This is a genomic window from Exiguobacterium sp. EA-TM-5, assembly GCF_053878415.1.
The window spans coordinates 1,679,936-1,695,214 of sequence record NZ_CM132670.1 but is presented as its reverse complement, the minus strand read 5'-3'; the positions used below and the strand labels follow the sequence as shown (position 1 = coordinate 1,695,214).

Genomic DNA, 15,279 nt, shown 5'->3' with positions numbered 1-15,279 from the left:
GGTATTCCTTCTTTCTCGACATCGTCATTTCATGTGTTACATCTATTCCGTTCTACTGTCAGGCTTCCTCTTCATCATCATCGTCTGCCGGAAGAATATAGGCCTTTGCCGGTTCCTCCGAAAAGATGTACTGAATCAGTTCCTCGATATCCGACGGACGAATCCGTTCGACATCCGCTAACACTTCTTCTAGTGACGGATGACGGTGCAGGTGCAACTCATTCCGTGCATTTCGGTTCATGTGGCTCGAAGTGCCTTCGTTCCCCAAGATGAGAGAACCTTTCAGCTGCTCAATTCCATCTTCCAGTTCCTTAGCCGATAATCCATCCTGCTTCAATCGATTAATTTCAGCTGCTAGGACCTGTTCGACTTCTTCGACCGATTCCGGTGACGTCCCGACATAAATCGTAAACGTTCCGTGATCGTCAAACGTCGTGTAATACGAAAAGACTGAATAAGCAAGACCACGTTCCTCTCGAATCGATTGGAACAAACGACTCGACATCGTTGCACCGAATGCATTATTGAGTAAGGCGAGGGCAGGCAAACGTGGATCAGCAGAAGGAATCGCACGGAAATTATAACAAATATGTGCCTGTTCCGTATCCTTTTCCTTACGAATCACACCATTTTGTAACCTTGGTGACGTCGTTTGACGTGTTTTCTCGCGTGATACAAGAATCGACATTCGCTCCGTAATCTGCGTAATCAACTCGTCTGTTACGTTCCCGGCAACGGAAATAACGATTTGATCCGGCGCATACGCTTCTTCAAGATACTGTCCAATCATCTTCCGATCAATCCGAAGCACACTTTCCTCCGTTCCAAGAATCGGACGTGCCATGACATCCTCACCGTATGCTGCAATCGCTAGCAGTTCGTGGACAAGATCATCCGGTGTGTCATCGTACATTTTAATCTCTTCGATGACGACCTTTTTCTCTTTTTCCAGTTCATCCGCGTCAAACGTCGATTCGAGGAACATGTCCGCTAATACCTGAAAGGCTTCTCCCGCATGCTCATCTAATGTCTTGACGTAATAGCACGTTTGATCCTTACTCGTGAACGCATTAATATTTCCACCAAGTCGGTCAAAGTAAACCGCAATCTCTTTTGCCGTATGGCGTTTTGTTCCCTTGAACATCATATGCTCAATCAGATGACTGATGCCATGCTCTTCGCTATGTTCAGTCCGACTCCCTGCTTGAATGAAGATGCCTGTCGCAACGCTGCGTGCTTCCGGCATCCGCTCAACGATTAGTCGAACCCCGTTTTCTAGTTGTATCCGTTCGATCATAGTAATTCCTCCAAATATAGGAAACAAGGTGGCTCTCGTTGCATTCTCTGCACCGTCGAGCCACCTTGGATTCATTAGTTACGACGTGGTGGACGTTGTCCGTCACGTGGTGGGCGTGAACCCTGGTCCCGGCGTGGCGGGCGGTTCTCACGCTCTGTCTTTTTCTTTTCTTCGTATGCGGCACGATCTTCTTCGCTTAAGCCTTCAACGAGTAAGACTTTGTGCGAAGCGTTGACGCGACCTTTGTCATCGATTTCCGTAACACGGACTTTTAGCTTATCACCAAGTTTAACGACATCTTCCGTTTGACCAACACGGTTAAGTGCAAGTTCCGAAATGTGGACGAGGGCGTCTTTTCCTTTGAACAATTCGACGAATGCACCGAATTTTTCAACGCGACGGACAGTTCCATCGAACTCTTCACCGATGACGACTTCACGGACGATATCTTCGACCAATTGACGGGCACGATCGATACCTGCTTGATCTGTCGAAGCGATGAAGACTGTTCCGTCTTGATCGATGTCGATCTTAACGCCTGTCTCATCGATGATACCGTTGATGACTTTACCACCAGGTCCGATCACATCACGAATTTTATCTGGATTGATTTTGAGTGTGACGATTTTCGGCGCGTATTGCGACAATTCGACACGTGGTTCAGCGATGACAGTCTGCATATGCTCAAGGATGTGCAGACGACCAAGACGTGCTTGTTCGAGTGCTTCTTCAAGAATTTGACGTGTGATTCCGCCAATTTTCATATCCATTTGTAGAGCTGTAACACCTTCGTGAGTTCCAGCGACTTTAAAGTCCATATCGCCGAGATGATCTTCCATCCCTTGAATATCTGTCAAGATCGAGTAGTGATCGCCTTCCATGATCAAGCCCATCGCGATACCAGCGACAGGTGCTTTGAGTGGAACACCCGCATCCATCATAGCAAGGATCGAACCACAGATTGACGCCTGTGACGAAGAACCGTTCGACTCAAGAACTTCTGACACGAGACGAATCGTGTACGGGAAATCAACTTCATTCGGAAGTACTGGTAAGAGTGCGCGTTCTCCAAGTGCACCGTGACCGATTTCACGACGACCTGGTGCACGCATTGGACGTGCTTCCCCGACTGAGAATGGTGGGAAGTTATAGTGGTGCATGAAACGTTTCTCTTCTTTCAAACCAAGTCCATCGATGATTTGAGCGTCGCCCGCAACACCGAGTGTCGCAACAGACAAGACTTGTGTTTGACCGCGTGTGAACAAACCTGAACCGTGTGCACGTGGTAAGAGACCAACTTCTGAATCGAGTGGACGAATCTCAGCAAGACCACGACCATCCGGACGAACTTTGTCTTCCGTGATGAGACGACGGACTTCGTCTTTGACGAACTTGTTGAGAACGCCTGATACTTCTGACAGTTGCTCTGCTGTGACTGACTCGTCAGCTGCATACAACTCGATGTATTTTGCGATGACTTCATTGATAGCAACGTCACGCGCTTGTTTTTCTTCGACTTGAACCGCTTGTGTGACTTCTGCCAATGCTTCTGCTTTCAGGCGATTGACGATTGTCTCATCGAAGCTTGATACCGTATATTCGAATTTTTCTTTACCGACTTGAGCAACGATTTCTTCTTGGAACGCAATCATTTCCTTGATGACATCGTGTCCAAGCAAGATCGCTTCAAGCATCGCTTGTTCTGATACTTCCTTCGCACCTGCTTCAACCATGTTGACGGCATGTTTTGTTCCGGCAACTTGGAGATCGATGTCGCTGACTTCCATTTGTGCTGAAGTCGGGTTCACGACGAATTCACCGTCGACGCGACCGATCGTAACGCCGGCGATTGGACCATCGAATGGAATATCTGAAATCGAAAGCGCAATCGAAGCACCGATCATCGCTGCAACTTCTGGTGAATTGTCAGCATCTGACGAAAGAACCGTTGTCGCCACTTGTACATCGTGACGGAAACCGTCTGGGAATAATGGACGGATCGGACGGTCAATCAGACGCGAAGTCAAGATGGCACTCTCTCCAGGACGTCCTTCACGTTTAAGGAATCCACCTGGGATTTTCCCTGCCGCATATAATTTTTCTTCATAGTTCACTGTTAATGGGAAGAAATCTAAGTCCTTCGGTTGTTTTGATGCAACGACCGTAGCAAGAACGGCTGTATCGCCGTAACGAATCAATGCTGCTCCGTTCGCCTGTTTTGCTAATTGACCGATTTCAATCGTTAATGGACGTCCACCGAGTTCGGTCGAAAACGTCTGTTTTGTTTGTGACATGCACAAATCTCCTCTCACTGCTATCCGTTTTTTCATTCAAATCTAATTATGTAGGTTCTTGCGCAAAAAGTCCATGAATCGGCAAAAAAAAGAAACAGGAGACGATGCTCCTGCTTCCCTACCTCGTTCTCGTCGGGATTAGCGACGGAGACCAAGACGCTCGATCAACGAACGGTAACGTGCAACATCCTTGTTACGAAGGTATGTGAGCAAGTTACGGCGACGACCGACCATTTTCAAGAGACCACGACGTGAGTGGTGATCCTTTTTGTGTGTACGTAAGTGATCGTTCAAAGTTGTGATTTGTTCAGTCAAAACAGCAACTTGTACTTCCGGCGAACCAGTATCGCCTTGTTTCGTAGCATATGCTTCGATAATTTCGTTTTTACGTTCTTTTGTGAGTGCCATTGTCACTCCACCTCCATCTTATGAATGACCGTATTCCCGAGCATCGGATGGTGAGACCAGATGCCAAGTGAATCGGCTGTACGTGATCGTACTGACCTATCATAACGAACCCTGTCCGTACTGTCAAACGCTTAATCGTGCATTTGCTTCTTCGCGGTCACGCGCTAATTGTTCTTTTAATTGATCGATGCCGTTAAACGCTTTTTCATCCCGTAAGTAAGCGATCCATTCAAGTGTCAGTTCTTGATCATAGAGGTCTTCGTCAAAATCAAGCAGATGCGTCTCGATACTGACGTCTCCCGTCTCATAAAACGTCGGTCGTCTCCCAACATTCGTCATCGCCTTGAACCGACGACCGTCTGCTAAGCGAACGAATGTCGCATACACACCGAGTTTCGGAATGACGTAAGAAAATTCCGGACGCATGTTGGCTGTCGGGAAGCCGATTTGCCGTCCGCGTGCGTCACCGTGAATGATCGTTCCTTTGATTTGATAGGGTTCACCGAGCAAATGCGCAGCCTGTTCGACTTCACCTGCAGCAAGTAAACGTCGAATCCGGGTCGAACTGATTTTTTCCGCTTCTTCTTGAAATTCCGCAACGACAGTATGTGTAAACGTGCCCCGACTGTGGAAATCAAGTGTCGCCATTTTACCTGCTCCGAAGCGACCATAGGAATAATCAAATCCTGCGACAACGTGTTCTGCTCCGGATGCAATCAGATATTCGTCAACGAAGGCTTGCGGTGATAATTCCGAAAAGGGAATTGTAAACTCAATCACATAAACACGATCGGCACCGAGCTGTTCGATTTTCTCTAATTTACGTTCAAGTGGTGTGATGTAGCGGACCGGTTCATCGCCTTTACCAAGTACTTGTTTCGGATGCGGATCAAACGTCATGACAGCTAAGGGCAAGCGACGAGCCTCCGCCTCTTTGCGAGCTGCTGCGATGACCTGCTGATGCCCGAGATGTACGCCGTCAAAAAAGCCGAGTGCGACGACGGCAGGGTCTTTTTGAGGCTGTTCCGGATATGTCAAATGTATGATGTCCATGATGCTCTCTCCGATCTTAATCGATTTGTAGCATGACCTCGACGCGTGCTACCTGTTCTTCTGGAAGACGTCGATATAGCGCTAAAGGTACGTCTTCTTCATTATAGACAGTAAACAGCTCGAATTCGACTGGAATGCTCGTCAGCTTCGCTCCATTTAAGACACGCTGTGCTGTCGACGCATCGACCGTCAAGCGTGGCCATTTTTGAATGACGTGTTCAATCGGTAGAACGTGTTGCATCCGTTCTTCAACCGTCTCATACGATTCAAGCGTCTCAAGTGTCACGGTATCCGTCTCAGCGATGGCACCAGAGCTTGTCCGGCGTAGTTCACTCATGTGTGCCGCGTAACCAAGTCGTTCTCCGATCTCGACCGCTAATGTCCGAATATACGTCCCTTTTCCACAAGCGATATCAAGACGGAAGCGACAGAGACCGTCTTCAAATACAATATCTGATGTTCGTTCTAGTCGATCGATGCGGACGATGCGCGTCGGACGCTCAACTTCAATTCCTTTTCGAGCATATTCATATAATTTTTTCCCATTCACTTTAACAGCTGAATAATATGGTGGTGTCTGCTCGATCTCTCCTGTCAATTGAGTCAAGATGTCCGCAATTGCTTCCTCGGTAATACTTCCCGGTTCAACCGCTGTTTCGCGAACTGTTTCCCCGTGCGCATCTTCCGTTGTCGTCGCAAAGCCGATCGTCACTTCCGCTGCGTAGCGCTTTCCTTCATCCGTGATGAAGCGGGCAAGCTTCGTCGCTCGACCAAGACAAATCGGTAAGACTCCCGTTACTTCCGGGTCGAGTGTCCCTGTATGTCCAACTTTTTTCGTCTGAAACAAGCGACGTAGACGAAAGACACAATCGTGACTCGTCATACCCGCTGGTTTATCTAACGGTAATACTCCGATGGGTTCCACGTTATTTCCTCCTTGAAAAAAGGCAACCACACACGTGGCTGCCTTAGGTGTTAATCTTTGTTCAAATTCCGAAGCAACTCATCAATGCGTGATCCGTACTCGACAGAAGAATCGACCTCGAACAATAGTTCAGGTGTTTTCCGTAGACGAATCCGTGATCCGATTTCCTTGCGCATAAAGCCTTTTGATCTTTCAAGACCGATGCGCGCATCCTCACGTGCTTTATCGTCACCGAGGACCGAGTAGAAGATCGTCGCTTGTTGTAAGTCTCCTGTCACTTCGACACCTGTGACGGTAATCGTCTTGACGCGAGGATCCTTGACATCTTTGATGAGCAGTTGCGTAATTTCCTTACGCATCTGTTCGGCGACACGATTCGAGCGTAAACTCATAGTTATTCCCTCCAGTTCGGAAGAATGGATTCCGTTCTGTTACTTCCGTTTAACTTCTTCCATGATGAACGCTTCGATGACATCATCAACTTTGATATCATCATATTTTTCAATCTTAATTCCACACTCATAGCCAGTAGCGACTTCTTTGACATCATCTTTGAAACGACGAAGTGTATCGAGTTTTCCTTCGTAGATGACGATACTGTCACGTACGACACGGACGCCTGCATCACGTGTTAACTTACCTTCCGTGACATATCCACCTGCGATCGTACCGACTTTCGATACTTTGATGACATCGCGGACTTCAGCTTGACCGATGATTTTCTCAACGAATTCAGGATCAAGAAGACCTTTCATCGCTTGCTCGATTTCTTCGATTGCGTTATAGATGATCCGATGAAGACGAATTTCGACTTTTTCCTGATCCGCCATCGATTTGGCGTTACCATCTGGCCGGACGTTGAATCCGATGATGATCGCATTCGCTGCCGAAGCAAGGATGACGTCACCTTCCGTGATAGCACCGACACCTGAGTGTACGATGTTAATTTTAACACCTTCGACATCAATTTTCTTCAATGAACCGGCTAAGGCTTCAACTGAACCTTGAACGTCACCTTTGATGATGATGTTAAGGTCTTTGACTTCGCCTTCTTTAATGCGGTCGAAGAGATCTTCTAAGCTGACTTTCGCCGAATCACGACGTTGTGCTTCGATTTCACGTTGGTAACGCGCTTCACCGATTTGACGAGCTTTTTTCTCATCTTCGAATGCGAAAAATTGATCGCCTGCTTTCGGTACGTCGTTTAAACCTGTGATTTCGATTGGCGTCGATGGTCCAACTTCTTTAACACGACGACCGATATCGTTGACCATTGCCCGGATACGACCGAACGTATGACCGACAACGATTGGATCCCCAACACGGAGTGTACCGTGTTGAACGAGAAGCGTTGCAACTGGTCCACGTCCTTTATCGAGTTTCGCCTCGATGACTGTACCACGACCATGCATTTCTGGTGTTGATTTATATTCTTGAACTTCTGAAACGAGAAGAATCATTTCGAGCAATTCATCGATTCCGTCACCTTTAAGTGCTGAAACCGGTACGAAGATCGTATCGCCACCCCAGTCTTCTGCAACGAGTTCGAACTCTGTCAATTCTTGTTTGACACGGTCTGGGTTAGCACCCTCTTTGTCCATCTTGTTGACAGCTACGATGATTGGAACACCAGCTGCTTTCGCGTGGCTGATTGCTTCTTCCGTTTGTGGCATGACACCATCATCCGCTGCAACGACGATGATCGCGATATCCGTGACATCTGCTCCACGTGCACGCATTGTTGTAAATGCCGCGTGACCTGGTGTATCAAGGAATGTGATTTTCTTACCGTCGATTTCAACTTGGTACGCACCGATGTGCTGTGTGATCCCGCCGGCTTCGCCTGCAGTGACCTTCGTGTTACGGATTGAATCGAGCAAAGTCGTTTTACCGTGGTCGACGTGTCCCATGATCGTAACGACCGGTGGACGCTCAGACAATTCGTACTGGTCGAGGTTCAATTCGTATTGATCAAAGTCCGTCTCATCGACTTGGACTGTCTTTTCGACTTCAAAACCGAACTCTGTTGCAAGCAGTTCAACTGTTTCGTCATCGAGATCTTGGTTGATCGTCGCCATGACACCGAGACCCATCAATTTCATAATCAATTCATTCGGTTTTTTCGCCATTTTTTCAGCAAGTTCACCGACTGTCAAGTTGTCAGAGTATTGAACGACGTTTGCCATCGCCTCTTCTTGTGCCCGACGAGCTGCTTTCCGTTGACTCGACTTCGAGTTCGGATCCGCTACTTCGAGTTTACGTGGTTCTGCTTTCTTTTGGTTCGGACGACGTTTGCCGCCACGGTTGTTACGGTTGCCGAATTCTGGGCGTCCGCCTTTGCTGTTACGTGATTGGTTACCTGCTGGTTTGTTTGTACTTCCTGGTCGGTTCGGTTTATTATCTGATTTCACTTGTTTTGGAGCCTCCGTCTTTTGAGCCCGATATTTCTCGGGATTAAATACTTGATCGAGTTGCTGTACTGTCTGTTCATCTAATACTGCCATGTGATTCTTGACTGGTTTCTCCAGCTTTTCAAGCTGGGTGATGACCTGCTTACTTGTTACGTTTTGTTCCTTGGCGAATTCGTATACACGTTTACCCAAAGGATCCACCTCCAATTAGTCGTTCGAGAGGAGTTCAGTTAGCTTTTTCGCAAATCCGGCTTCATTGACTGACACGACAACACGCGCATCCTTTCCTAATGCTTGACCGAGAATCGTCCGGTCGGCGACTTCTAGGTAAGGAACTTGATAACTCGTACATTTATCTGTGACTTTCTTACGCGTGGCAGCCCCCGCATCTGCTGCTAAGAGAACAAGCTTCGCTTGTCCTCCTCGTACTTCTTTCAGTACGAGTTCTTCTCCAGTCGTCACTTTCCTAGCTCGATTCGCGAGACCGAGAAGGGATTCCCATTTACTCATGCGTACCTCCCGCGAGTTCTAGCAATTCATCGTATAAGGCATCTGTCGTCTTGACCTTCAAATGATGATCGAGCGTCCGTTTTTTCTTCGCCGTCGCAATGACTGCCGCATCTTTTGATAAATAGGCACCCCGCCCATTCATCTTACCATTTAAATCGATGACGACCTCTTGTTCAGGTGTCCGGACGACACGAATTAATTCTTTTTTCGGTTTCATTTCTTGTGTGATGACACACTTGCGTAATGGTACCTTTTTTTGCACGAATTATTCCTCGCCTTCAACTTGGACCGCTTCTACTGTCGGCTCTTCCGTTGCGAAGACATCTTCGAGATCCATCGATTCTGCTTCAGACTCACTCTTGATGTCGATCTTCCATCCTGTCAATTTTGCTGCAAGACGCGCGTTTTGACCACGCTTCCCGATTGCAAGTGACAGTTGGAAATCTGGAACAACGACGATCGTTGCCTTCGCTGGTTCGTTGACATAAACAGCAACGACTTGAGCAGGGCTGAGTGCATTCGCGACATATTCTTTCGGATCATCCGAGTAACGAACGATATCGATTTTTTCTCCGTTCAGATCATTGACGATACGCTGAACACGTGCGCCTTTTTGTCCGACACATGCACCAACTGGATCGATGTCATCCGCTGCGACTGCGATTTTCGAGCGGTCGCCCGCTTCACGTGCAACAGATTTAACTTCGACTTCGCCACTTGAAATTTCCGGTACTTCGATTTCAAAGAGACGTTTTAAGAGACCTGGGTGTGTCCGTGATACGAGAATCGAGGCACCTGATCCTTTGACCATTGGATCAACTTTCGTGACGTACACTTTAATGCGATCACGAATCCCGAAACGTTCATTCGGCATTTGCTCGTGTGTCGTCAAGACGGCTTCGATACCTTCTAGGTTCACGTACAAGTTCCGTGCATCTTGACGTTCGACGATACCCGTCATGATTTCATCTTCACGATCCGCGAAGTGATTATAGATGCGTTCGCGTTCTGCTTCACGCATTTTTTGTGTGACGATCTGTTTCGCCGTTTGTGCCGCAACACGACCAAAGTCGCCTGGCGTCACTTCGACTTTATGGAAATCGCCGAGTTCATAGGTTGGATCGATTTCATGTGCTTCTTCAAGCGAGAGTTGCTCTTCCGGTTGCGTCAATCGTTCAACGACTTCCTTAAGCGCGAAGACACGAATATCTCCTGTCTGCTGGTCGAATTCGACCTTTACAGCCTCCGACTCTTTTCCGAAGTTACGTCGGTACGCTGAAATCAATGCCTGTTCGAGCGCATCGATGATGATATTCTTATCAATTTCCTTCTCTTTCGCGATTTGATTGATCGCCTCGAGTAACTGTGGTCCCATCGTTCTCTTCCTTTCCGTCAGAACATTACCGCAAGTCGCGCAAGTGCAATCTTGTCGACCGGTATCTCAATTTTCAATTTTCTTGTTTTGACACGCACTTCGATTTCAAGCATCTCAGGTGTGTACGATAGCAACGTTCCCTCGAATTCAACTGCATTCTTCACTGGATCGTGCGTTTTGATGTACACATGTTTCCCGATTGCTTTTTCGAAATCCTCGTCTTTCTTCAGTGGACGTTCCGCTCCTGGACTAGCGACGTCGAGGTAATACGGCTCGTCGATCGGATCATTATCATTCAATGCTTCCGATAACTGTTCATTGATTTTGACGCAGTCTTCAAGATCTACGCCACCCTCTTTGTCGATGGAGACACGTAGGAACCAATCCGCCCCTTCTTTGACGAATTCAACGTCGACTAGCTCCATCCCCTCTCGTTCGACGATTGGTTTTGCGAGCGCTTCGACCTTTTCCGTTACGTTCGTCATCTTCATCCTCCTTCAAAAAACAAACAAGAAAGGAGCAGGTCCCCCTACTCCTTCCAAGTCGTAGTATAAAAAACATTTCCTCACTCAATATAGCATAGGAAAGCGCTCAAAGCAAGTGTTCCTAAGGGCTTACAAGTCGAACAAGGAGAGCTGATTCTCGTCTGGTAACCCTTCGAGACAACCCAGGTTATCGAGGGTCTCGATGATGGATTTCGACAACTTCGCGCGTTTTTGAAGATCTTCCTTCGAGAGGAATTCTCCGCCTTTACGTGCTTCGACGATTTGCTTCGCAGCGTTCGTCCCAAGACCTGTCACGGCATCAAACGGCGGTAACAATGTATCCCCATCAATCAAGAATTCTGATGCGCTCGAACGGTAGAGATCGACTTTCTGGAATGTAAAGCCGCGTTCAATCATCTCGAGCGCAATTTCAAGGACTGTATACAAGCCTTTATCCTTCGCCGTCGCTTCAAAACCTTTATCCTTAATGTCTTGTAAGACTTTACGAACCGCAGCAGAGCCCTTATTCATCGCACCGATATCAAAGTCACCCGCACGTACCGTAAAGTACGAAGCATAGTAATACATCGGATGGTGAACTTTATAGTAAGCAATCCGAACCGCCATCAAGACGTAAGCGGCAGCATGGGCTTTTGGGAACATGTACTTGATTTTCTTGCAAGAGTCGATGTACCAGAGTGGCACGTCGTTCTCGATCATCGCCTCTTCCATATCAATCGAGAGCCCTTTCCCTTTACGGACCGACTCCATGATCTTAAAGGCAAGCGACGGTTCAAGACCGGCATAGATCAAGTAGACCATGATGTCATCTCGACAACCGATGACGTCTTTTAACTCACATGTTCCGTTGTAAATCAGTTCACTTGCATTTCCAAGCCAGACATCCGTTCCGTGTGAGAGTCCAGAAATCTGAACAAGTTCCGAGAACGTCGTCGGTTTTGTCTCCTCTAGCATTTGGCGAACGAACTTAGTCCCAAACTCCGGAATACCGAGCGTTCCTGTTTTTGAATCAATCTGCTCAGGTGTCACACCGATTGATTCCGTCGAACTGAAGATTTTCATGACTTCTGGGTCATCAACAGGAATCGTCTTTGGGTCACGTCCTGATAAATCTTGTAGCATCCGAATCATTGTCGGATCATCGTGACCGAGGATATCGAGTTTGAGTAAGTTATCGTGAATCGAGTGGAAATCGAAGTGTGTCGTTTTCCATTCAGAACCCATGTCATCCGCTGGATATTGAATCGGACTGATATCGTAGATGTCCATGTAGTCCGGTACGACGATGATTCCGCCTGGGTGTTGTCCGGTTGTTCGTTTGACACCGGTGACTCCGCTAACGAGACGATCGACTTCCGCATTCCGGTACGTCAACTCATTCTCTGACTGATACCCTTTGACATATCCATACGCTGTTTTCTCGGCAATCGTTCCGATCGTTCCGGCACGATAGACGTAATCGTCACCGAACAGGACTTTCGTATAAGCATGCGCTTGCGGCTGATATTCCCCACTGAAGTTCAAATCGATATCTGGTACTTTATCCCCTTTAAAACCAAGGAATGTCTCAAACGGAATATCATGACCGTCTTTAAATAGCGGAATATCACATTTCGAACACGATTTGTCCGGTAAATCAAATCCTGAACCGACGGAACCGTCATCAAAGAATTCTGATTCCTTACAATTCGGACAGACATAATGCGGAGGTAATGGATTAACTTCCGTGATTTCCGTCATCGTCGCAACAAGGCTCGATCCGACCGACCCCCGTGAACCGACCAAATAACCATCGTCGAGTGACTTTTTAACGAGCTTGTGCGAAATCAGATAAATAACGGCGAATCCGTGACCAATAATCGACTTCAGCTCTTTTTCAAGTCGTGCTTCGACAATTTCGGGTAATGTCTCCCCATAAATCCGATGTGCCATATCATATGACAAGTTTCGGACTTCTTCATCTGCGCCTTCAATCTTTGGTGTATACAAATCTTTTGGAATGATGTCGATATTCTCAAACTGTTCCGCGACGGCTTGACTATTCGTGATGACGAGACGTTCCGACACATCTGGTCCGAGGAACTTGAAGTCGTCCATCATTTCCTTCGTCGTGCGGAAATGAGCTGGTGGCAATTGTTTCCGCATATTCAACATGTTCGCTCCGCCTTGTGTCCGAATCAAAATCTCTCGGTACGTCGCGTCATGCTGATCGAGGTAATGCACATTCCCTGTCGCGACCGGTAAGATATCATGTTCTTCTGCGACGCGGATGATTTTCTTGATCAGTTCACGCAGTTCAAGTTCATTCTGAACGATTTCCCGTTCAATCAAATGACCGTACATCGCGGGTGGCTGAATCTCGATGAAATCATAGAACTGCATGACCTTCGCTAAATCCTCATCCGATTTATTCAGGGCAGCATCAAAGACTTCGCCGTTATCGCATGCAGAACCGATGATTAATCCATCACGGTGCGCGACGAGTTGTGAACGTGGTGTTCGCACGACACGGTGAACGTGTTTCGTGTGGGCAAGCGAAATCAATTGGTACAAATTCTTCAAGCCCGTCCGGTTTTTCGCGTAAACCGTCGCATGGTATGGTCGTGCCCGCGAGATATCTTTCCCCATCTCCCGGTTAAGTGAGGCATGAGTCTTCATGTCGAACATCTCATCCGCCATTTGAAGCAATTTGACCATCAAATATCCCGTCGCTTCCGCGTCATAGATGGCGCGGTGATGCTGCGTCAATTCGATGTCAAATCGTTTCGCGAGTGTATTCAATCGGTGGTTTTTTAATGTCGGCATCAACACACGCGCTAGTTCTAATGTATCGATGACAGGTAACAGTGACTCCTCATGACCACCAGACCGGAGCGTCGCATTTAAGAATCCAATATCAAACGAGGCGTTATGGGCAACAAGAATCGAGTCACCTGCCCAGTCCATGAATTCCTTAACGACTTGTTCTGAATCTGGTTGTCCCCGGACCATATCATCGGTAATGCCTGTCAAATCAATCGTCGTTGCCGATAGGAGATGCTTCGGATCTGCGAACGCTTCGAATTTATCGATGATATCGCCATCATAGATTTTGACAGCTGCGAGTTCGATGATTTTGTTGTACATCGCTGATAAACCCGTCGTCTCAACGTCAAAGACAACAAACGTTGCGTCATCTAAATTTCGATCAATCGGATGATAAGCGACTTGCACCCCGTCATTAACGACGTTTGCTTCAATTCCGTATAGCACCTTAATATCGTTTTTCTTTCCAGCATAGTAAGCATCCGGAAAACTTTGGGCACCGGCATGATCGGTGATTGCTACAGCAGGATGTCCCCACTTTGCTGCCCGTTCAACGTATTTCGTCACGTTCATGACGGCGTCCATCTGACTCATTTGCGAGTGCGCATGTAATTCGACGCGCTTCTCACCTGCCCAAGGATCAGCTGGTGCTTCCATCTTCACTTCTGATAGTTGAGCAATCATCATACAGAGATCGCGAAGGAATGTATCGAATTCGACTCGACCTGCCGCTTGAATCCACATGCCTTTTTTGATCGCCGAGAGGATTTTAACATCCGTCTCGTCACGCGCGAACATCTTGACGACAAGCGAGTCCGTATAATCCGTCATCTTAAACGTAAAGATCGTCTTCCCGCTTCGTAGTTCACGACTTTCTGCTGAGAAGACGAGACCACGAATGGCAATTCGTCGCTCTTCGTCCTGAATCGTCTTGATTGGGACAATCTCATCTTGAATCGGTTTCCCGATTCGGATATCGACAGGACCTTCATCATCATCTCGTGTCTGCTCCCGTTTAAATTGCAATTCGAGCATCCGCTTTGCTTCTTCCATGTCTTCCTGCTTCACCTGATTGCGCAACTCTTCTTGTTTCGACTCGTTAATCTGAACAATCGGTTCACAGTTGAACTTCGGGAATCCGTAAGCACTATAGAGTAACTGTAACTCACCACATAGGCTACTTTTCAAGAAACCTGCTTCTGGTTCACTCCGGACTGGAATGAATAATTTCTGTTCTTTGAACTCTGGTAAGACACGTCCAAGTTGAGTTCGCATCGCTGATGAAACATCCGCGAGATCCTGAACGACATATGGCCAGTAGTCATGATACATACGCTCGTCTGGACGGCTATCTGCATGCAATATGATTTTGACTTCGGCAAATTGTTGATACCGACTGACTAAACGACTCGTGAAGAGTTGATAGACGTTTTGTGGTAAAACGTGTGGCAAGCGGATCTCAAATGTCCACGTGGCTTTAGCTTTATTGACGCGAAGCTTTTCGAGAACTGCTTCGTGAAAGTATTCTTCAATAATCCCGTTCGGTAATTCCAAGTCACTGAGTAACAGTGACATGCGTTGTTGTGTATCCACTCGCAATTGTGCTGTCTGATCGCTTCACACCGTGACAGCAACTCCTCCTCCTCTTGCGGATTGCCCAAGGGGCGAATGGGTGTGAGACAAGAAAACAGTCAC

At 47.4% G+C, this 15,279-nt stretch carries 12 protein-coding genes; all 12 read right to left on the bottom strand.

All coding sequences use genetic code 11. The features are described 5' to 3' along the window. Window positions 1-58: 58 nt before the first annotated feature. Window positions 59-1,297 carry a M16 family metallopeptidase gene (locus ACV3PA_RS08670; RefSeq protein ID WP_053453759.1) on the bottom strand — a complete coding sequence of 413 codons (1,239 nt, stop codon included), beginning with the start codon at window positions 1,295-1,297 and terminating at the stop codon, window positions 59-61. A 74-nt stretch (window positions 1,298-1,371) separates the two neighbouring features. Further along, the gene (gene pnp, locus ACV3PA_RS08665; RefSeq protein WP_456124456.1) at window positions 1,372-3,591 is read right to left on the bottom strand and encodes a polyribonucleotide nucleotidyltransferase; all 2,220 of its coding nucleotides are present in this window, start codon (window positions 3,589-3,591) and stop codon (window positions 1,372-1,374) included. Between the two features lie 138 nt (window positions 3,592-3,729). Further along, window positions 3,730-3,999 carry a 30S ribosomal protein S15 gene (gene rpsO, locus ACV3PA_RS08660; RefSeq protein WP_023468676.1) on the bottom strand — a complete coding sequence of 90 codons (270 nt, stop codon included), beginning with the start codon at window positions 3,997-3,999 and terminating at the stop codon, window positions 3,730-3,732. Window positions 4,000-4,122: 123 nt separating this feature from the next. After that, complete coding sequence (locus tag ACV3PA_RS08655) at window positions 4,123-5,052, bottom strand: bifunctional riboflavin kinase/FAD synthetase (protein WP_456124455.1); 930 nt, start codon at window positions 5,050-5,052, stop codon at window positions 4,123-4,125. Window positions 5,053-5,068: 16 nt separating this feature from the next. Beyond that, the gene (truB, locus tag ACV3PA_RS08650; protein ID WP_053453762.1) at window positions 5,069-5,977 is read right to left on the bottom strand and encodes a tRNA pseudouridine(55) synthase TruB; all 909 of its coding nucleotides are present in this window, start codon (window positions 5,975-5,977) and stop codon (window positions 5,069-5,071) included. 50 nt (window positions 5,978-6,027) lie between these two features. Beyond that, window positions 6,028-6,369 (bottom strand): 30S ribosome-binding factor RbfA, encoded by a 342-nt coding sequence (gene rbfA / locus ACV3PA_RS08645; protein WP_053453763.1) that lies wholly within the window; start codon window positions 6,367-6,369, stop codon window positions 6,028-6,030. Window positions 6,370-6,408: 39 nt separating this feature from the next. Beyond that, window positions 6,409-8,580 (bottom strand): translation initiation factor IF-2, encoded by a 2,172-nt coding sequence (gene infB / locus ACV3PA_RS08640; protein ID WP_053453764.1) that lies wholly within the window; start codon window positions 8,578-8,580, stop codon window positions 6,409-6,411. Window positions 8,581-8,595: 15 nt separating this feature from the next. Continuing rightward, on the bottom strand, window positions 8,596-8,898 hold the full coding sequence (locus tag ACV3PA_RS08635) for a YlxQ family RNA-binding protein (RefSeq protein ID WP_023468681.1): 303 nt from the start codon (window positions 8,896-8,898) through the stop codon (window positions 8,596-8,598). Continuing rightward, window positions 8,891-9,160 carry an RNase P modulator RnpM gene (rnpM, locus tag ACV3PA_RS08630; RefSeq protein WP_082318558.1) on the bottom strand — a complete coding sequence of 90 codons (270 nt, stop codon included), beginning with the start codon at window positions 9,158-9,160 and terminating at the stop codon, window positions 8,891-8,893. Before rnpM ends, ACV3PA_RS08635 begins: the two co-directional genes overlap by 8 nt. A 3-nt stretch (window positions 9,161-9,163) precedes the next feature. Continuing rightward, window positions 9,164-10,273 (bottom strand): transcription termination factor NusA, encoded by a 1,110-nt coding sequence (gene nusA, locus ACV3PA_RS08625; protein ID WP_053453765.1) that lies wholly within the window; start codon window positions 10,271-10,273, stop codon window positions 9,164-9,166. Window positions 10,274-10,290: 17 nt separating this feature from the next. Then, the gene (rimP, locus tag ACV3PA_RS08620; protein WP_053453766.1) at window positions 10,291-10,758 is read right to left on the bottom strand and encodes a ribosome maturation factor RimP; all 468 of its coding nucleotides are present in this window, start codon (window positions 10,756-10,758) and stop codon (window positions 10,291-10,293) included. A gap of 129 nt (window positions 10,759-10,887) precedes the next feature. Next, the gene (locus ACV3PA_RS08615; RefSeq protein WP_456125958.1) at window positions 10,888-15,159 is read right to left on the bottom strand and encodes a PolC-type DNA polymerase III; all 4,272 of its coding nucleotides are present in this window, start codon (window positions 15,157-15,159) and stop codon (window positions 10,888-10,890) included. Window positions 15,160-15,279: the final 120 nt, after the last annotated feature.